Origin of the sequence: Enterovibrio coralii (genome assembly GCF_001559595.1) — a bacterium.
In the GTDB taxonomy this organism is placed as follows: domain Bacteria; phylum Pseudomonadota; class Gammaproteobacteria; order Enterobacterales; family Vibrionaceae; genus Enterovibrio; species Enterovibrio coralii.
Window position 1 is genome coordinate 114490 of record NZ_LNTY01000060.1, and the last position, 19581, is coordinate 134070.

At 49.7% G+C, this 19581-nt stretch carries 9 protein-coding genes and 5 pseudogenes; 9 read left to right on the top strand and 5 right to left on the bottom strand.

Annotation, left to right across the window (positions count from 1 at the left end; genetic code table 11):
* The first annotated feature begins 261 nt into the window (after positions 1 to 261).
* Entirely contained in the window at positions 262 to 507 is a 246-nt protein-coding gene (locus ATN88_RS25720) for a zinc ribbon domain-containing protein (RefSeq protein ID WP_083539571.1), read from the top strand.
* 30 nt (positions 508 to 537) lie between these two features.
* Here ATN88_RS25720 and xseA read toward each other — a convergent pair whose 3' ends face one another.
* Entirely contained in the window at positions 538 to 1866 is a 1329-nt protein-coding gene (xseA, locus tag ATN88_RS24155) for an exodeoxyribonuclease VII large subunit (protein WP_067420095.1), read from the bottom strand.
* A gap of 164 nt (positions 1867 to 2030) precedes the next feature.
* Here xseA and guaB point away from each other — a divergent pair.
* From guaB to ATN88_RS24175, 4 genes and pseudogenes are all read left to right on the top strand, one after another.
* Positions 2031 to 3493: pseudogene (guaB, locus tag ATN88_RS24160) on the top strand (IMP dehydrogenase).
* Between the two features lie 180 nt (positions 3494 to 3673).
* On the top strand, positions 3674 to 5227 hold the full coding sequence (guaA, locus tag ATN88_RS24165) for a glutamine-hydrolyzing GMP synthase (protein ID WP_067420029.1): 1554 nt from the start codon (positions 3674 to 3676) through the stop codon (positions 5225 to 5227).
* Positions 5228 to 5596: 369 nt separating this feature from the next.
* Positions 5597 to 7154, top strand: a pseudogene (locus ATN88_RS24170) (AbgT family transporter).
* A 395-nt stretch (positions 7155 to 7549) separates the two neighbouring features.
* Positions 7550 to 9106 (top strand): AbgT family transporter, encoded by a 1557-nt coding sequence (locus ATN88_RS24175; protein WP_067420030.1) that lies wholly within the window; start codon positions 7550 to 7552, stop codon positions 9104 to 9106.
* Between the two features lie 82 nt (positions 9107 to 9188).
* Here the strand turns inward: ATN88_RS24175 and fghA are convergent, their stop codons facing one another.
* Both fghA and ATN88_RS24185 read right to left on the bottom strand, forming a co-directional pair.
* The gene (gene fghA / locus ATN88_RS24180) at positions 9189 to 10034 is read right to left on the bottom strand and encodes an S-formylglutathione hydrolase (RefSeq protein ID WP_067420031.1); all 846 of its coding nucleotides are present in this window, start codon (positions 10032 to 10034) and stop codon (positions 9189 to 9191) included.
* 50 nt (positions 10035 to 10084) lie between these two features.
* Positions 10085 to 11214: pseudogene (locus ATN88_RS24185) on the bottom strand (S-(hydroxymethyl)glutathione dehydrogenase/class III alcohol dehydrogenase).
* A gap of 185 nt (positions 11215 to 11399) precedes the next feature.
* Here ATN88_RS24185 and ATN88_RS24190 point away from each other — a divergent pair.
* Both ATN88_RS24190 and tadA read left to right on the top strand, forming a co-directional pair.
* A complete protein-coding gene (locus ATN88_RS24190; RefSeq protein ID WP_067420032.1) occupies positions 11400 to 12305 on the top strand; it encodes a LysR family transcriptional regulator in 906 nt (301 codons plus the stop codon).
* Positions 12306 to 12386: 81 nt separating this feature from the next.
* Positions 12387 to 12880: pseudogene (tadA, locus tag ATN88_RS24195) on the top strand (tRNA adenosine(34) deaminase TadA).
* Here tadA and ATN88_RS26275 read toward each other — a convergent pair.
* Together ATN88_RS26275 and mltF are read right to left on the bottom strand one after the other, a co-directional pair.
* The gene (locus ATN88_RS26275; RefSeq protein ID WP_198158454.1) at positions 12877 to 13038 is read right to left on the bottom strand and encodes a hypothetical protein; all 162 of its coding nucleotides are present in this window, start codon (positions 13036 to 13038) and stop codon (positions 12877 to 12879) included. The pseudogene tadA and the gene ATN88_RS26275 overlap by 4 nt on opposite strands.
* Positions 13039 to 13139: 101 nt before the next feature.
* Positions 13140 to 14705 carry a membrane-bound lytic murein transglycosylase MltF gene (gene mltF, locus ATN88_RS24200; RefSeq protein WP_083539572.1) on the bottom strand — a complete coding sequence of 522 codons (1566 nt, stop codon included), beginning with the start codon at positions 14703 to 14705 and terminating at the stop codon, positions 13140 to 13142.
* A gap of 301 nt (positions 14706 to 15006) precedes the next feature.
* On the opposite strand from mltF, the pseudogene purL reads away from it, so the two are divergent.
* Positions 15007 to 18914, top strand: a pseudogene (gene purL, locus ATN88_RS24205) (phosphoribosylformylglycinamidine synthase).
* Positions 18915 to 19109: 195 nt separating this feature from the next.
* Positions 19110 to 19544 (top strand): GNAT family N-acetyltransferase, encoded by a 435-nt coding sequence (locus ATN88_RS24210; RefSeq protein WP_067420033.1) that lies wholly within the window; start codon positions 19110 to 19112, stop codon positions 19542 to 19544.
* Positions 19545 to 19581 lie beyond the last annotated feature (37 nt).

A 19581-nucleotide genomic window follows, 5' to 3' on the forward strand; every position in this document is an offset into this window, starting at 1 on the left:
AGTTGGTATTAATAGCCATTTAGTGATATTTAATATCGTTAAAAATCCAAATGCAGAACATGTAACTTATGCTTTCGGGAGTTGTATTGATAAATATTCTTTTAGGGGTAGATCGCTGATCGGATCCCTATAAAGCTGCGATCTGACGATCTTTATAGGATCCAGCAAGAGGCTGTTCATTTTTTAACGGGATTGCCATTAGAATAGCCAACAAAAGATCGATGATCATTACTGGTCGAGAATCTTGCGATCTGCGTTTGCTTGGAGTGCGAAAATGGAAAACATCTGCCTGATTGCCAGGGTGAATTGGCGTGGAATAGCGGTAGCTATGTTTGCAATGCTTGTAATAAAACGTTTATTAAACAAGGGTTTTGTAAGGTGTGTGACGCGCAGCTAGAGCGTCTACAGGCGTGTGGCTCAACGAGTTACTTTTGTCATACCTGCAATGAGCTGAAATCTCGCTCAGGGGCGAGAATTGTTTTTGCGGAACAAAAAGCGGTGTCGTAAAGACACCGTTTTTCTTGAATTTGCCTTGGTTTAGAGGGCGCGGGATCGGATCTCTCCGTCTGCGAGCGTCGTGGTGATCAGATCGCCTTCTTTAATGTCATCAGCGCGTCTGATCACTGCCCCTTTGTCATCACGCGTAATCGAGTAGCCGCGTGCAAGGGTAGCAAGCGGGCTGACGGCATCCAGTGTTTCCATCTGCAATGCCAGCGTATGCTGCTGTTGGCGAAGTTGTCGCTTCATGGTTTCAATCAACTTTTCCTGCGTATAGGCAAGCTGAACCTTGTCGCTGCGAATGCGTGAAATCGGCGAATAACGTTCTAATCTCTGGCTCAATCGGTCAATGCGCTGCGCTTCACGTTGCAAGTTGGTGCGCATCGCGAGATTGAGTCGATATTCCAAATCATCAAACTGTTGAGCTTGCTGCTGCAGGCGCGCTTGCGGGTGTTGAAGCGTCAAACGGTGATGCAAGCGTGTCAGCTTGTCACGGTAGAAGGACAACTGTGACTCGAAACGGTGCGCGAGTTTGTCTGTGCGTTGAAGAAGCTGTTGCGAACGTAAAGAGGTATCTCTGCTCACCAGCTCCGCAGCTGCAGAAGGTGTAGGCGCGCGAACGTCAGCCACAAAGTCTGCGATAGTGACATCGACTTCATGACCCACCGCACTGACGATAGGAATCGAACTGGCAGCAATGGTGCGTGCGACGATTTCTTCGTTAAAACACCACAAGTCTTCCAGTGAGCCACCACCACGACCTACGATCAGCACATCACACTCATCACGACTATTGGCGCGGCCAATGGCTTGTGCAATCTGAATGGCGGCATCTTTCCCTTGTACTTGGGTAGGGTAGATAACGATAGGCAGGCTTGGGTCTCGACGTTTTAAAACATGGAGAATGTCGTGAAGGGCAGCACCCGTGCTGGAGGTAATAATACCAACACGCTTGGGTTGTTCAGGCAGCGGTTTTTTCAGTGCACTTGCAAATAGACCTTCTGCAGAAAGCTGCATTTTTAGTTTTTCGAACTGCTGTTGAAGCATGCCATCACCTTCTGGCTGCATGCTTTCAACAATGATCTGGTAATCACCTCTTGGCTCATACAATGACAGTCTGGCTCTCACCAGCACCTGATTGCCGTTGGCAGGTTTAAATGTCACACGACGGTTATTTCCCCGAAACATCGCGCATTTAACCTGAGCTTGTCTGTCTTTCAAGGTGAAGTACCAATGACCAGACACGGGCACGGTGAGGTTTGAAATTTCACCAACTAGCCAAACGATCCCCATTTCGTTTTCTAGCAAAAGGCGTACCTCTGCGTTCAGTCTGGAGACGGTGTAGATGTTTTCGTTGGGAATGGTCATGTGAGATAAACCTTGAATTTCAAGATGATGAATCAATGGTAAAGGGCGAAAAAATTTAAGCCAAACGTTTTCGTAAAAATCTGTAGCCAAACGTTTGCGTCGTCAGTATAATGCGGCGGCAATATTTTGAACCCCCGTATTTTATTTTGGCGTGAGATATTGCAATGTTAAGAATAGCTAAAGAAGCCTGACTTTCGATGATGTACTGCTAGTTCCAGCACACTCTACCGTTCTCCCGAACACTGCTGACTTGCGTACACAACTTACAAAAAATATCTCCCTAAATATCCCAATGATTTCTGCGTCGATGGACACAGTGACTGAAGCCCGTTTGGCTATCGCACTGGCGCAGGAAGGCGGCATTGGTTTCATCCACAAAAACATGTCAATCGAACAGCAAGCTGAGATGGTTCACCAAGTGAAGATCTTCGAAGCAGGCGTTGTGACACACCCAGTCACCGTTCACCCAGATGCGACTATCGCTGATGTGGTTGAGCTGACTAAAAAGCATGGTTTTGCTGGTTTCCCTGTTGTCACTGAAAGCAACGAGCTGGTGGGTATCATTACTGGCCGTGACGTTCGCTTTGTGATTGACCTGTCTAAGAAAGTTTCTGCGGTGATGACGCCGAAAGAGCGTCTGGCCTGTGTGAAAGAAGGTGCATGCCGCGAAGAAGTGCAAGAGAAGATGCACCAAGCGCGCGTTGAGAAAGTACTGGTTGTGAATGATGATTTCCAACTGACCGGTATGATCACTGCAAAAGACTTCCACAAAGCAGAAACCAAACCAAACGCATGTAAAGATGAGCAAGGTCGTCTGCGTGTAGGTGCGGCAGTCGGTGCAGGCGCAGGTAACGAAGAGCGCGTAAAAGCGCTGGTTGAAGCGGGTGTTGACGTTCTTCTTATCGACTCTTCACACGGTCACTCTGAAGGTGTTCTAAACCGCATTCGCGAAACACGCGAAGCGTACCCTGATCTCGACATCATCGGTGGTAACGTTGCAACAGGTGCTGGTGCAAAAGCACTGATTGAAGCGGGTGTGAGTGCAGTTAAAGTGGGTATCGGCCCCGGTTCAATCTGTACAACGCGCATTGTTACTGGTGTAGGTGTTCCTCAAATCACAGCGATTGCGGATGCAGTAGAAGTGGCAAACGAGTACGGCATTCCAGTTATCGCTGACGGCGGTATCCGTTTCTCTGGTGATATCTGTAAAGCGATTGCAGCCGGCGCATCATGTGTCATGGTTGGTTCAATGTTCGCAGGTACGGAAGAAGCACCGGGTGAAGTTATCCTGTATAACGGCCGTTCTTACAAGTCTTACCGTGGCATGGGCTCATTGGGCGCAATGTCTCAAGGTTCTTCAGACCGCTACTTCCAATCAGACAATGCGGCAGACAAGTTGGTACCAGAAGGTATCGAAGGTCGCATTGCGTACAAAGGTCACCTGAAAGAAATCGTTCACCAGCAAATGGGCGGTCTGCGCTCAAGCATGGGTCTGACTGGTTCAGCAACGATTGAAGCGATGCGCACTAAAGCGGAATTCGTTGTGATTTCAGGTGCGGGCATGGCGGAATCTCACGTGCATGACGTACAGATCACCAAAGAAGCACCAAACTACCGTCGCGGCTAATTTCTCCTAGAGAATCCCCCAGACGTAAACGTTTGCTTTTTTCTTGAAGCACTGATAAGAGGCGAGTAAACTCGCCTCGTTTTCAAAACCCACAATCACAGCATAGATAAGAGAACCCGTACAGTATGGGTTTTCTCAAGCGATAAAGCTTAGCTGGCGTTAACGATAAGACTGCTCAAAATGACTAAAGACATCCATGATCAACGCATTCTAATTTTGGATTTCGGTTCTCAATACACTCAACTAGTAGCACGCCGCGTTCGTGAAATCGGTGTGTACTGTGAGCTATGGAGCTGGGATGTAGATGAAGCGGACATTCGTGAATTCAATCCAGACGGCATCATCCTGTCTGGTGGCCCAGAGAGCGTGACAGAAGCAAACTCTCCACGTGCTCCTCAATATGTATTCGACTCTGGCGTGCCAGTATTTGGTGTATGTTACGGCATGCAAACCATGGCAGAGCAACTTGGCGGTAAAGTAGCGGGTTCTGACGAGCGCGAATTTGGTTATGCAGCAGTACAAGTGACAGGTGATTCTGCTCTGTTTGCTGGTCTTGAAGCAACTCAAGATGTTTGGATGAGCCACGGCGACAAAGTTGTCGAGATCCCATCTGATTTCGTGAAAATCGCACAGACAGACACCTGTCCTTATGCTGCGATGGCAAACGAAGAGAAGAAATACTACGGCGTGCAGTTCCACCCAGAAGTAACGCACACCAAAAATGGCCTGAAAATGCTTGAAAACTTCGTACTGAATGTATGTGGTTGTGAGCGTCTATGGACTGCTGAGTCAATTATCGAAGACGCAGTTGCTCGTATTAAAGAACAAGTGGGTGATGACGAAGTTATCCTTGGCTTGTCGGGCGGCGTAGATTCATCTGTTGTTGCTATGCTGATCCACCGTGCAATCGGTGACAAGCTGACGTGTGTATTCGTAGACAACGGTCTGCTTCGTCTGAACGAAGGCGAGCAAGTGATGGAAATGTTCGGCGACAAATTTGGTCTGAACATTGTTCACGTTAAAGCGGAAGAGCGTTTCCTGTCAGCACTGGAAGGTATTTCTGATCCAGAAGCTAAGCGTAAGAAAATCGGTCACGTATTCGTAGACGTATTCGACGAAGAATCGAAGAAACTGTCTAACGCGAAGTGGCTGGCGCAAGGCACTATTTACCCAGACGTTATCGAATCTGCTGCGTCTAAGACAGGTAAAGCACACGTTATCAAATCTCACCACAACGTAGGTGGCCTGCCAGAAGAAATGGCTATGGGTCTGGTTGAGCCGCTGAAAGAGCTGTTCAAAGACGAAGTGCGTAAGATTGGTCTGGAACTGGGTCTGCCGTACAACATGCTGTACCGTCATCCATTCCCAGGTCCTGGTCTGGGCGTACGCGTTCTTGGTGAAATCAAGAAAGAGTACTGTGACCTTCTGCGTCGCGCAGATGCTATCTTCATTGAAGAACTGCATAAAGCGGACCTGTACAACAAAGTATCTCAAGCGTTCACCGTGTTCCTGCCAGTACGCTCTGTAGGCGTAATGGGCGACGGCCGTAAGTACGACTGGGTTGTTTCACTGCGTGCAGTAGAAACCATCGACTTCATGACCGCACACTGGGCACACCTGCCATACGACTTCTTGGGTCGCGTATCAAACCGCATCATCAACGAAGTAAACGGCATCAGCCGTGTGGTTTACGATATCTCTGGTAAACCACCAGCGACTATCGAGTGGGAATAATCCCTAACTGATTGAATTTAAAAGGCACGCTTAGCGTGCCTTTTTTCGTTTCTGCGTCCAATTAACATCCTCTCTCAATAGCGTGACGCTCTGTCATGTCTTCATCGCAAATACTGTTCGGACACTTGAGGCGTAACAAGAATGTGCTTCATGTTATGTCGGTGAAATAACCATGTTTTATCCATGTTTAAATTGTGTGCTCGTTTTGAATTTTTGCGCTGCTGGTAGGGTTTTAATTGTTATTTGTCACTACCAAATAAATTAAATCCGTGTATTTTGTTCTGCTGAATAATTATTACGTCGTTGTGACTTTTATTCAGAAAACGTCATAAACGATGCAAACACACCTTTTAACCATGGAGCTTTTATATGAGTAACCATGCTATGGATAACGTTCCAGAGGCGTCAAAAAGCGCGATGGATAAGTTTCTCAATGGGATTGAGAGAGCAGGGAACAAAATCCCTGATCCAGCGCTACTGTTCTTTTACGGTTTATTGATTGTTTGGGTTCTGTCCGCCGTTCTTTCTCAAGTCGACTTCGGCTTGGTTCACCCTGTTACAGGTCAGGCCGTTGAAATCAATAACCTTCTTACGGGTACCGCGCTAGCAACTTCCTCGCTAACATGGTAACCACCTTCACTAGCTTCGCACCAATGGGTATCGTTCTGGTTGCAATGCTGGGTGTAGGTGTTGCAGATGCATCAGGCTTCATCACGACAGGTCTGAAGAAGATGCTGAACGTAACGCCGAAGAAACTGCTGACACCAGCACTGATTCTGGTCGCTATCGTTTCTCACACTGCGGCTGATGCGGGCTACGTACTGGTTATTCCACTGGGTGGTATCATCTTCCACGCAGCGGGCCGTCACCCTCTGGTAGGTATCGCGGCTGCGTTCGCGGGTGTATCAGGTGGTTTCTCTGCAAACTTCATCCCTGCGGGTATCGATCCACTGCTGGCGGGCTTCACCCAATCAGCAGCGAACGTTCTGGATAAAGACTACGTGGTTAACCCACTGGCGAACCTGTACTTCACCGGTCTGTCTTCATTCCTGATCGTAGGTATCGGCTGGTACGTGACTGAGAAAATCATCGAGCCTCGTTTGAGCAAAATGCCAATCGATGATGATGCAGAAAAAGCACCAGATTTGGGTAGCTTCACAGCAATCGAAAGTAAAGCGTTCAACCGCGCAGGTCTGGCAATGCTGGCAGGTATCGCGCTGTTGGTTGTAGCACTGATCCCTGAGTCGTCTGCTCTTCGTTCTCCTGAAGGTGAACTGACTGCATTCTCAGCACCGCTGATGAAGTCTATCGTTCCACTGATTTTCATCCTGTTCGTGATTCCAGGTGTGGTATACGGCCGCGTAGCGGGTACGTTTGCAAACCAAAGCGATATCATCAAAGCGATGAGCACCACCATGTCTACCATGGGTAGCTACTTGGTGATGTCATTCTTCTGTGCGCAGTTCCTGGTTGCATTCAGCCAGTCGAACATCGGTACTCTGTTGGCACTGGAAGGTGCGGCATTCCTGAAAGCACTGAACATGCCAGTCAGCTGACCATCATCGGTATGATTCTGCTGACAGCGTGTGTGAACCTGCTAATCGGTTCTGCATCTGCGAAGTGGGCACTGATTGGTCCAATCCTGGTACCAATGCTGATGGCACTGGGTATTTCTCCAGAACTGTCTCAAGCGGCTTACCGTGTAGGTGACTCTGTTTCTAACATCATTTCACCTCTGATGGTGTTCTTCCCGCTGGTGGTTGTTTACTGTCAACGTTACGTGAAGAGCACAGGTATCGGTACACTGGCGTCTATGATGATGCCGTACTCGATTGCAATGCTGATTGGCTGGAGCTTGTTCCTGCTGGCGTACTGGGCATTGGGCATCCCTCTGGGTATCCAAGCACCTTACACTTACGCGCTGTAATCTCACCGCGGATTATTCTCGAGCCCTGCCATGTGCAGGGCTTTTTTATACCTCTTGTCCAGAGAGGTGGATTTTGCGTGCTACATATTCATAACACTATTAAAACGAAATTATATACAACAAAATATCGTCAAAAAAATATTACTAAGTTTTATCATCTTCTTTATTTGTAATCACTCGTATATAACGCTGAAAACCCCATCATTTGTGAATGATCCACTAATTTCATATGGCCGACTTGATATTTAATGCTGTTAGGTGTGATTTTTTGGTGTTTTACACTGGATTGATCATTTGCTAATTTCGAGTCGAAAAATTACGGATACACCCGAAAAGACGCAGGCAGTAACAATCTGTAGCGATTTCGGAAACACTCATCGAATAGGTGGTACGAAATGAGTCAAGTTTCACAAGGAGCGCCCCAGCAGAGCGGCGCGATTGCGTTCATTGAACGTGTAGGCAAGAAAATCCCCGATCCCGTTATCATTTTTATGTTCCTTTTTGTGGGCTCTTTGGCTCTAACGGGTCTGATCGGTGGTATGGAATTCCAAACGACAGGCGCAGATGGTCAGCCTGTTAGTCACACCGTTAAGAGCATGCTGGCAACGGAAAACGTTCGCTGGATGTTCGACAATGCGATTCTGGAAAACTGGCTGAAATTCGGTCACGGTGTTCTGGGTGTTATCCTGGTTGTTATGCTGGGTGTGGGTATCGCAGAAAACTCAGGTCTTCTGGGTGCAGTGATCAAGCGTGTTGGTCTGAAGCTGAATGAAAAATGGCTGCCAATGCTGCTGGTTTTCCTGGGTATCATGAGCTCAATCGCGACTGATGCAGGTTACTTGGTACTGGTTCCTCTGGCGGGAATGCTTTACGCAGGCGTAGGTAAAAACCCACTGATTGGTATGGCAGCAGCATTTGCCGGTGTATCAGCAGGCTTCAGCGCAAACTTGATCCCTGCAACACCAATCGACGTTATCGTTGGCTTGAACGCACGTGTATTTGCTGAAGCGCAAGGCGTTCCGTTCACCACGGCTGACGGCGTTGAGCTGAACCCAGCTACCATGCACTACTTCTTCATCGCAGTGTCTACTTTCATGCTGGCCATTCTGGGTGCATGGGTAACCAAGCGTTTCGTTGCGCCACGTCTGGAAAACATGTCTTACGTGATTCCAGAAGATCTGGAGCAGAAAGACTTTGCAGTAAGCTCTGAAGAGCAAAAAGGTCTGCGTGCAGCAGGTTTGGGTCTGATTGCGTCACTGGCTGCGATTGTTGCGCTGGCGATGGGGCCACTGGCACCTTACACCAACGAAGCTGGTCGTACCGTAACGCCTTACATGAATAACGTTATCCTGCTTATTGCGATGGTGTTTGCGGTTACCGGTATCTGTTTTGGTTACAGCACTGGCAAGTTCAAGTCACTGCAAGACGTGGTTAATGCCATGGTTAAGCAGATGAACACTTTCGGTTACGTTCTGGTTCTGACTTTCTTCAGCCACAACTTCCTGGCGGTACTGGCTTACTCAGGCTTGGGCGTGTACATCACTTACTTGGGTGCGACCTCGTTGTCAGCACTGGGTCTGGAAAACTTCCCAATCCTGCTGATCATCGGCTTTATCATCACCACGGCGATCATCAACCTGTTCGTGGGTGGCTTGACGTCGAAGTGGATGCTACTGGGTCCAATCTTCATCCCAATGCTGTACCAAGTGAACCCGAACATGACGCCAGACATCGTATCTGCAGCGTTCCGTGTGGCGGACTCATCAACCAACATCATCACACCAATGATGACTTACGCGGGTGTTATTCTGGCATTCATGCGTAAGTACAAACCTGAACTGACGTTCGGTGACGTGATTGCGATGATGGTACCGTACTCAGTCACGTTCTTGACGGTATGGACGGGTCTGTTGATTGCCTTCTTTACGTTCAACATCCCATTGGGCTTCTAATTCCAGCGAAGATGATGAAATGAAAAACCCGGCGTTGCCGGGTTTTTTTGTGCGTGTTTTCCATGAGAAAAGAAGAAAGGTGTTACTTCTTCAAGTGCTCTGCATGGAAACGAATGTGATCTTCGATAAAGCTAGAGATGAAGTAATAACTGTGATCATAGCCTTCTTGCATGCGAAGCTCTAGCGGGTAGCCAGCGTCTTCAGCCGCAGCGACCAGATTGTCCGGTTTCAATTGCTCGTGGAGGAATTGGTCGGCATCGCCTTGGTCGACCAGCATAGGAAGGTGTGTATCTGCCGTTTTGATCAGCGCACAGGCGTCATACTCAAGCCAAGTGCTTCTGTCTTCACCTAGATAATTCGAGAACGCTTTTTCACCCCAAGGTACAACGGCTGGATTCACAATCGGACTGAAGGCTGACACTGAGCTGTAAGCATCGGTGTTTTTCAGTGCGATGGTCAATGCGCCGTGTCCGCCCATACTGTGCCCTGAAATCGCCTTCACATCGCTGACAGGGAAGTGGCCTTCAACAATTTGAGGCAACTCTTTCACCACGTAGTCGTACATTTGGTAGTAACGATTCCATGGTGCTTCCGTTGCATTCACATAGAAGCCCGCACCGACGCCAAAATCGTACGCGCCGTCTGGGTCATCAGGGATGCTGTCACCACGCGGACTGGTATCCGGTGCCACAATGGCAATACCAAGTTCTGCTGCAACACGATGCGCCCCCGCTTTTTGCATGAAGTTTTCATCTGTACAGGTCAGTCCCGATAGCCAATAAAGCACAGGCACTTTGTTTGATTCAGATGCTTGCGGCGGTAAAAAGATCGCAAAACGCATCGGACAGTGAACAGTGCGTGACGTGTGCGTGTACTGTTTATGCCATCCGCCGAAGCTTCGGTTGCTGCTACTGTTTTCTAGACTCATATTGGGCTCCCAAGCAGGCTTTCCGAGGAAAGCCTGCACCGGTTTACGTCTTACTTGTCGTAATGAATTACAGAACGAATACTCTTGCCTTCGTGCATTAGATCAAATGCTTCGTTGATGCCATCAAGACCCATGGTGTGAGTGATGAAGTCATCCAGCGCGAATTCACCCGCCATGTAGCGCTCAACGATCTCAGGCAGCTCTGAGCGGCCTTTCACACCACCAAACGCTGAACCACGCCATACGCGACCTGTTACCAATTGGAACGGACGTGTTGAGATTTCTTGGCCTGCACCCGCAACACCGATGATGACAGACTCACCCCAGCCTTTGTGGCAACATTCCAGTGCAGAACGCATCACGTTCACGTTACCGATACACTCGAAGGAGTAATCCACACCGCCGTCTGTCATTTCAACAATGACTTCTTGAATTGGCTTATCGAACTTGCTTGGGTTAATACAATCTGTCGCACCCAGTTTTTTCGCCAGTTCGAATTTGCTTTCATTGATATCAACACCAATGATGCGGCTTGCGCCTGCCATTGCAGCACCGATGATCGCTGACAGACCGATACCGCCCAAACCGAATACCGCAACGGTATCGCCTTTCTGTACTTTCGCGGTGTTTAGTACCGCACCCATACCTGTAGTCACACCACAGCCCAGTAGGCACACTTCTTCAAGCGGGCTTCTTTGTTCACTTTTGCCAATGAGATTTCAGGCAGTACAGTGTACTCAGAGAAGGTTGAGCAGCCCATGTAGTGGTAAATTGGCTGACCGTCTTTAAAGAAGCGGGTGGTGCCGTCTGGCATCAGGCCTTTACCTTGGGTTTCACGGATTTTCTGACAAAGGTTCGTTTTACCAGACTTACAGAATTTACATTCGCCACACTCAGGTGTGTAAAGCGGGATAACGTGGTCGCCCACTTGAACACTGGTGACGCCTTCGCCCACTTGTTCAACAATACCGCCACCTTCGTGGCCAAGGATCGCAGGGAAGATACCTTCAGGATCATCACCAGACAGCGTGAACGCATCGGTGTGACACACACCTGTTGCAATGATTCGTACCAGCACTTCGCCAGCTTTTGGCAACATCACGTCAACTTCTTCGATGCTTAGTGGCTTACCTGCTTCCCAAGCAATCGCTGCACGAGATTTAATAAATTGTTCCGCCATTGGGGTTATCCTCTATCGCGTTGGGTCAGTCCCTTTAAAAACTAACCGTAGGAGAAATCGCAAAGCCCAGTGTGTCCAATTGTGTGACAACACTGAATTGCTTTGCTCTATGGGTCGTAGTTTATTTGTTTCCTTTAAAGTGATAATCCATAATCCTAGCAATTGACTTTTACTGGTGTGTAATAATGACGAGTTGGCAAGGCATTTCTGAGTTTCTGGCCGTGGTAGAAACGGCCAGCTTTACAAAAGCGGCACAGCGTTTAGGAACGTCGACCGCACATGTCAGCAGACAAATCGCCATACTTGAAGATAGGCTAAATACGCGACTCTTTTTTAGAACGACACGACGCGTCTCGACAACAGAAGAGGGAGATATCTATTACCAGCACTGCCGAATGTTGGCTGATGGCATTAAAGAAGCGGAGAGTGCAGTCACCCAACTGCGTGAAACACCTAGCGGACACATCAAGCTGACGGCCCCCGTAACGTACGGGGAAAAGATGATCATGCCGTTGATCCTAGATTTCATGCAGATGCACCCTGAGATCCAGGTGGATGTAGACCTCACCAACGTGCCGTTAGATTTGATCAATTCGGGCTGTGACTTTGCCATCCGTTTGGGACGCTTAAACGACTCTTCCATGGTGTGTAAACGCTTGGCTACCCGCAAGCTTATCGTCTGTGGATCGCCGGACTATTTAGCCATCAATGGCACGCCGCATACACTGTCAGAATTGTCGCAATTTAACTGTTTGCTTGGACAGCACGATTACTGGCGCTTTAGAGAAAATGACAAGGAACGCTCAGTCAGAGTAAGAGGCACTTTGCGTTGTAACAGCGGTCTCGCTTTGTTAGACGCAGCCGTTCGTGGGATTGGTCTTATTCAGTTGCCGGATTACTACCTGCAAGAGTCTTTAGCGTCTGGCGAGTTAGTGAAGGTGTTACACGCCTACCAAGACATGGAGGAGGGGATATGGGCACTCTTCCCGCATCGTCGATTACAACCGCTTCGAGTGAAATTGCTGGTGGATTACTTGGCAGAAAAACTGACGGAAAAAACCACGAATCCGGTCAAGCTAGTGTCTGCGTGAGCGGGTTTGGGTATATACTCCGCAACGTCTAAGTAAGCTCAGGAAAAACCAGTGACACAGAACGAGACAGATCTGCAGTTTATGCAACGCGCCATTGAGTTAGCGTCCCTTGCCGAAGCGGAAGCGAAGTGCCGGTCGGAGCGGTTGTGGTGCATAACGGCATTGTTGTCGGTGAGGGTTGGAATCGTCTGATTGGCCAGCACGATGCAACGGCACATGCAGAAATGATGGCACTGCGCCAAGCGGGCAAGGTGTTGCAGAATTACCGTCTGTTGGATGCTGTGTTATACGTGACACTTGAGCCCTGCCCAATGTGTGCTTCCGCCATGGTACACAGCCGAATTGGGAAGGTGGTGTATGGTGCGCCCGACTTAAAAACAGGCGCAGCAGGCAGCGTCATGAATTTGCTGAGCTACGAAGGTGTAAACCACCACGTTCAATATCAAGGTGGTGTGATGGAGACGGAATGTCGTGAACAACTACAGGCATTCTTCCGTCGCCGTCGCTCAGAGAAGAAAGCGGAGAAAGAAGCCCGCCGTGCTGCACAAAGCAGCGACTCATCCCAAGAGAATTAGAAGTTCTCGTCCATCATCGCAAACTCGCGGATTGCGAAGGTGCGTTGACGCCAAAGCACTTTCTTCAAATTGACATTTCTCATGCGCTTTCGGCGGTTAGATGCCGCACTGGAGTTGCGTGAGAAATTCGCCTGTACTTTTCTTTTTTTGGCAAACATCGAATTTTCCTTTTCAAAGAAAAAGCGCAGCCAGTGCTGCGCTTCTCGAAGACCTGACTTAACAGGTTATAACTTGCGAGTGTTAACACACTATGACAAGTCTAGTTGCCATTGTTACTTTCGCGCTTGTCGGCAGCGTCAGTTTCCTTTTTCTCAGCGACGTCCGCTTTTGGGGTCTCTACCGCTTCGGTTTCCGTCAGCACTGCTTCACCACCCGTTTCTGTTGGGGCTTCCACCGTGATGGTTTGCAGATCGTCTAGGTTTTCAGTGAGATCAGCCTGAATCGCTTGCGCTTTTTCCTGCTCGTAACCCACGATGCTTTGGTAGTAGCGACGAATATTTTCCACATAGCTTAACGCTTCATAGCCGCGTGCATAGCCGTAACGGGTTTGCTTGTAGTACTGACGTTTTGCCAGCAATGGCAAACGTTGTTTTACATCCGCCCACGAATCTGGGTTACCGCCTTGCGCTTTCGTCAGGCGTCTCGCATCCATCATATGGCCAAAACCAATGTTGTAGGAGGCCAGTGCAAACCAAATCTTCTCGTGCTCGTTTACGCTCTCAGGTACACGGCGAAGCATCTGGCTGAGGTAGGCGGCACCACCACGAATGCTTTGCTCTGGATCCAAACGGTTTTTCACGCCGACTGATTTCGCCGTTGGCAGGGTCAGCATCATCATGCCGCGAACGCCCGTAGGAGAAACTGCGCGAGGGTTCCAATGTGATTCCTGATAGGAGAGAGCTGCTAACAATCGCCAGTCGAACTCGTTTGTATATTTCTTAAACAGAGGCTCCCATTTCGGCAAACGGTTGTCGATAGCGCGCAGGAAGGCGCGAGTGTCCACGAAATCAAAGCTGTCAACGTGGCCGAAGTACTTCTCTTCCATCGCCGCAAGCTGTCCGCTTTGCGCTTTCTTGCCAAAAAATTCAATCATCAGTGCATAGACGCTATCGTCCTGCGCTTTTTTCATAAACCAGGCCACAGGCTCGTCTTCAGTCAACTCCATAGCAACCGTGATTTCTGGGTGCGTACGCTGCACCAACGCAATGTCTACCGAGTCTGCGATGGTGAAATCGAGAAGACCATCAGCGACTTGCTTAAGAAGCTCATCGTCATCGGTGTCTTTCACGCTCTCCCACACCAAGTCTGGGTACTGACGTTGAATGCCGTTGAGTGTCAGAGCATGGCTAGAGTCTTCCACCACAGCAACGCGAGCACCATCTTTATTCAATTCGGTGAGGTTACGTGGGCGCCAGTGGCCGTTTTTGTAGACCAGTTGCTGGCTGACGTAGTAGTACGCAGGACCTGGACGGAAATGCTCAAGGCGATCTTCAGTGATTGTCAGGCTCGCTGCGATAATATCGACGTCGCTACGCTCAAGGGCCGGGAAAAGGCCAGACAGGGTATAAGCAGGTTGCATCTCCAGTTTTACACCCAAGCTTTGTGCAAATTGGGTGGCAAGTTCGTAATCCAAGCCGGTTGGGCCATTTGGACCAATATAGTAAGAAAGCTGATTGTTTAGTGTGCCGACGCGGAGTACGCCGCGATCTCGGATTTTTTCCAAGGCGGTTCGGTCGTCATATTTCCAGTTACAGCCCGCAATAAAAAGCACCATCATGGTGCCAGCGAGCAATTGAAAAAGTCGTTTTACAGCGTTAGCGTTCAAAAAGTTAAACTCACTTGTTGTCGTTAGAACTCAGTTATATCAAAGCTCGGTCTCAGCGAAAAGTTGTGGCGCAGAGTTCTCGCTTTACGCCCTTTACAAATCCACGAATAAACTTGTGCAAAAAAAAGTTACGCAAACGGTTGCGTCAAGTGTTACGTCGCTCACTTTTTTCCCCTATAATACCGCCCCGAGGCAAGTAAAAGTGGTATTGACGTGGCTTTGAGTCTGATTTTATCAAATTAAAATCAGGAAGTTAGGCCAATGCTACTTTAATTCACCGCTAACCGAGAGACGTACGCACATGGAAATTTTGCGTGGTTCCCCCGCTCTGTCCGAATTTCGAGTCAATAAACTGCTGGAAAGCTGTCAGGCGAATGATTTACCCGTTATCAGCCTTTATGCAGAGTTTGTGCATTTCGCAGATGTCAGCGCACCGCTGAACACTGTAGAACAACAAAAACTGGATCGCCTCCTCACCTATGGGCCAACCATTGCAGAACATGCACCAACTGGCACGCTTTTCCTCGTTACGCCTCGTCCTGGCACCATCTCACCATGGTCTTCAAAAGCAACCGACATCGCACACAACTGTGGCCTTAACCAAATTAAGCGCCTAGAGCGTGGTACGGCCTACTACGTTGAGTTGTCAGCAGCACTGACTGATGCACAAACCCAGCAACTGGCTGGCTTGCTGCACGATCGCATGATGGAAGTGGTATTTAGCCAGTTGGATGACGCGACGGCATTGTTCAAAGCGGCAACTCCAGCACCAATGACGGCAGTCGATGTGCTGGGCGGCGGACGTGAAGCACTGGAAAAAGCGAACGTTGAGCTTGGCCTTGCACTCGCGGAAGACGAAATTGATTACTTGGTGGAAAGCTTTACCAAGCTGGGACGCAATCCGAACGACATTGAACTGATGATGTTTGCACAAGCAAACTCTGAGCACTGTCGCCATAAGATCTTCAACGCGGATTGGACAATCGACGGTGTAGAACAGCCAAAGAGCCTGTTCAAGATGATCAAAAACACCTTCGAGCACAACAGCGAATACGTACTGTCTGCTTACAAAGATAACGCAGCTGTCATGGAAGGCTCGAACGTAGGCCGTTTCTTCCCAAATCCTGAGTCACGTCAGTATGACTACCATCAGGAAGCAGCACACATTCTGATGAAGGTGGAAACCCACAACCACCCAACCGCGATTTCACCGTGGCCGGGCGCATCAACAGGCTCAGGCGGTGAAATTCGTGACGAAGGCGCAACTGGTATTGGTGGTAAGCCAAAAGCAGGTCTGGTGGGTTTCACCGTTTCTAACCTGCGTATTCCAGGCTTTGAACAGCCTTGGGAAACAGATTTCGGTAAACCAAACCGCATCGTTAATGCACTCGACATTATGTTGGAAGGCCCACTGGGCGGTGCAGCATTTAACAACGAGTTTGGTCGTCCTAACCTTCTGGGTTACTTCCGTACCTACGAAGAGAAAGTGGCGTCGCACAACGGCGAAGAAGTGCGTGGTTACCATAAACCAATCATGATTGCGGGCGGCATGGGTAACATCCGTGACCAGCACGTGCAGAAAAAAGAAATCCCCGTTGGCGCGAAGCTGATTGTTCTTGGTGGCCCAGCGATGAATATCGGTTTGGGTGGCGGTGCAGCTTCTTCGATGGCATCAGGCCAATCAACAGAAGATCTGGACTTCGCTTCTGTACAACGTGAAAACCCAGAAATGGAACGTCGTTGTCAGGAAGTGATTGACCGTTGTTGGCAGCTTGGTGATGACAACCCCATTGCGTTTATCCACGACGTGGGCGCGGGCGGTATTTCTAATGCGCTGCCTGAGCTGGTGGATGACGGCGAACGTGGCGGTAAATTCCAGCTGCGTGACGTTCCAAATGATGAGCCGGGCATGAGCCACTGGCGATTTGGTGTAACGAATCACAAGAACGTTACGTTATGGCCGTCGCAGCAGAGAACATGGACGTGTTTGATGCTATCTGTAAGCGTGAGCGCGCACCGTATGCCGTTGTTGGTGAGGCGACTGAAGAGCGTCACCTAACACTGGAAGACAGCCACTTCGATAACACGCCAATCGACATGCCAATGGATATCCTGCTTGGTAAGCCACCTAAGATGCACCGTGATGTGACGTCTTTGAAAGTGGAAGGTCAGGCGATTACCCGTGACGGTATTTCGATTGAAGACGCAACACAACGCGTTCTGCGCCTGCCATCTGTGGCAGAAAAAACCTTCCTTATCACCATCGGTGACCGCACGGTAACGGGTCTGGTGGCGCGTGACCAAATGGTCGGCCCATGGCAGGTGCCAGTGGCAAACTGCGCAGTAACGGCTGCTAGTTATGACACCTACCACGGCGAAGCGATGTCGATGGGTGAGCGTACGCCAGTTGCTTTGTTGGACTTCGCAGCATCAGCGCGTCTGGCAGTGGCTGAATCACTGACGAATATCGCGTGTGCGGACATTGGCGATCTGAAACGCATCAAGCTGTCTGCAAACTGGATGGCCGCGGCAGGTCACCCAGGTGAAGATGCAGGTCTTTATGAAGCGGTGAAAGCCGTGGGTGAAGAACTGTGTCCGGCACTGGATTTGACTATCCCTGTGGGTAAAGACTCTATGTCGATGAAAACCCGCTGGGATGAAAACGGTGAGCAGAAAGAAAACACCTCGCCACTGTCATTGATCATCACGGCATTTGGTCGTGTAGAAGATGTTCGCAAGACGGTGACGCCACAGCTTCGCACTGACAAAGGCGAAAGCGCACTGGTGTTGGTCGATTTGGGTCAGGGCCAAAACCGCTTAGGCGCGACAGCGCTGGCGCAGGTTTATAAGCAGTTGGGTGACAAGCCTGCTGATGTCGATAGCCCTGAGCTGCTGAAAGGCTTCTTCAACGCAATGCAATCTTTGGTGCGTGACGAGAAACTGCTGGCGTACCACGACCGTGGCGACGGTGGTCTTTACGTCACACTGGCCGAAATGGCGTTTGCGGGACACACCGGTGTGGAAGTGGACATCAATACGTTGTCTGCGAACGGTGAATGCACGGACGAGCTGGCAGCACTGTTTAACGAAGAATTGGGTGCCGTGATTCAGGTTCGCACTGACGAGTTGGATGCTGTGCTTTCAACGCTGTCTGCTCACGGTTTGGAAGCGTGTAGCCATGTGATCGGTACCTTGAGCGACGACGATACGGTTCGCATCTGGAACGGTGATGCACTGGTGCTGGATCAAAACCGCACAGAGCTTCGCACCATTTGGGCGGAAACGACTTACCAAATGCAGGCAATGCGTGACAACCCAGCGTGTGCAGAGCAAGAGTTTGATGCGAAGAAAGACGTGACCAACCCAGGCCTTTCAACGCAGCTGAGCTTTGACGTGCAAGAGGACGTAGCCGCACCGTTTATCGCAACGGGTGCACGTCCACAAATGGCGATTTTGCGTGAGCAAGGCGTTAACTCGCACGTTGAAATGGCAGCAGCATTTGACCGCGCAGGATTTGATGCCAAAGACGTACACATGAGTGATGTTCTGGCGGGCAACGTTTCATTAGAGGAATTCAACGGGTTGGTGGCTTGTGGTGGTTTCTCTTACGGTGACGTTCTGGGCGCGGGTGAAGGCTGGGCGAAATCGATTCTGTTCAATGAGCAGGCGCGTGATCAGTTTGAGCGTTTCTTCCACCGCGGTGATTCTTTCGCACTGGGTGTGTGTAACGGTTGTCAGATGCTGTCTAACCTGCACGAGCTTATTCCGGGGGCTGATTTGTGGCCACGCTTCGTACGCAATGAATCTGAGCGTTTTGAAGCACGCTTTAGCTTAGTGCAAGTACAAGAAAGCCCATCGCTGTTCTTAAGTGGTATGGCTGGCTCTCACATGCCAATCGCCGTCTCTCACGGTGAAGGTCGTGTAGAAGTGCGTAATGCAGAGCACTTGGCGGCAATTGAGAAGTCAGGCACGGTTGCGCTGCGTTACCTCGACAACTTTGGCAAGGTGACAGAGACCTACCCAGCGAACCCGAACGGTTCACCAAACGGTATCACGGGTCTGACAACGACGGACGGTCGCGTCACCATAATGATGCCGCACCCTGAGCGTGTGTTCCGTACTGTGGCGAACTCATGGCACCCAGATAACTGGGGCGAAGACAGTGCGTGGATGCGTATGTTCCGCAACGCACGCGTCAAACTGGGTTAATGCCGCGAGGCAGAAAAATCTAAACTTGTGACACAAGCCGCTACCTTAGGGTCGCGGCTTTTTAATGCCATTGCCTCTGGTGTTGGCGAAAGGGTAAAGTGTGGCGGCGGTAGATTTTCCAATTGGGCCAGTTTCGATTTCAACAGACGTTGTTGGTTGGGAGCTAGTTGCCAATTGGCTTTAGGAGAGAATGCAATGGATGCGATCAGTTTTACCCTCATACCTAGTGGCCAAGTGCCAGACACACTCATGACTCAGTTCCCTTCGCTGAACACCACCATAGAGGCCGCCAATGACGGCGAGTTTCCGATGTTGGTGGCAAAGAAAGACGGACAAGCTGTTGCAGTGGCGGTATTGCAGCATCCCAAGCGTCATAATGGCGTCATGGTTGAGCAAGCGACGCTGACACTGCTCGAAGTGGATGAAGCGCAGCGTCTGCAAGGCGTTGGTAAGTCCTTGCTGAATGCGTTGGAAGCTTACGCGGCAACCATTACCTATGAGCTGAAAGTGGATTGTGGTGCGGTGATTGGACGTAAGCCGATGCAGGCATTGCTGACAAATTCAGGTTATGAGCCGCCATTTGCGAACAGTCAGATAAAACCGGCTCAGTGGCGAAAGTCGCTCGTTTAACCGAGAAATTGTGCAGAGAGACTGCGCATACCGAATT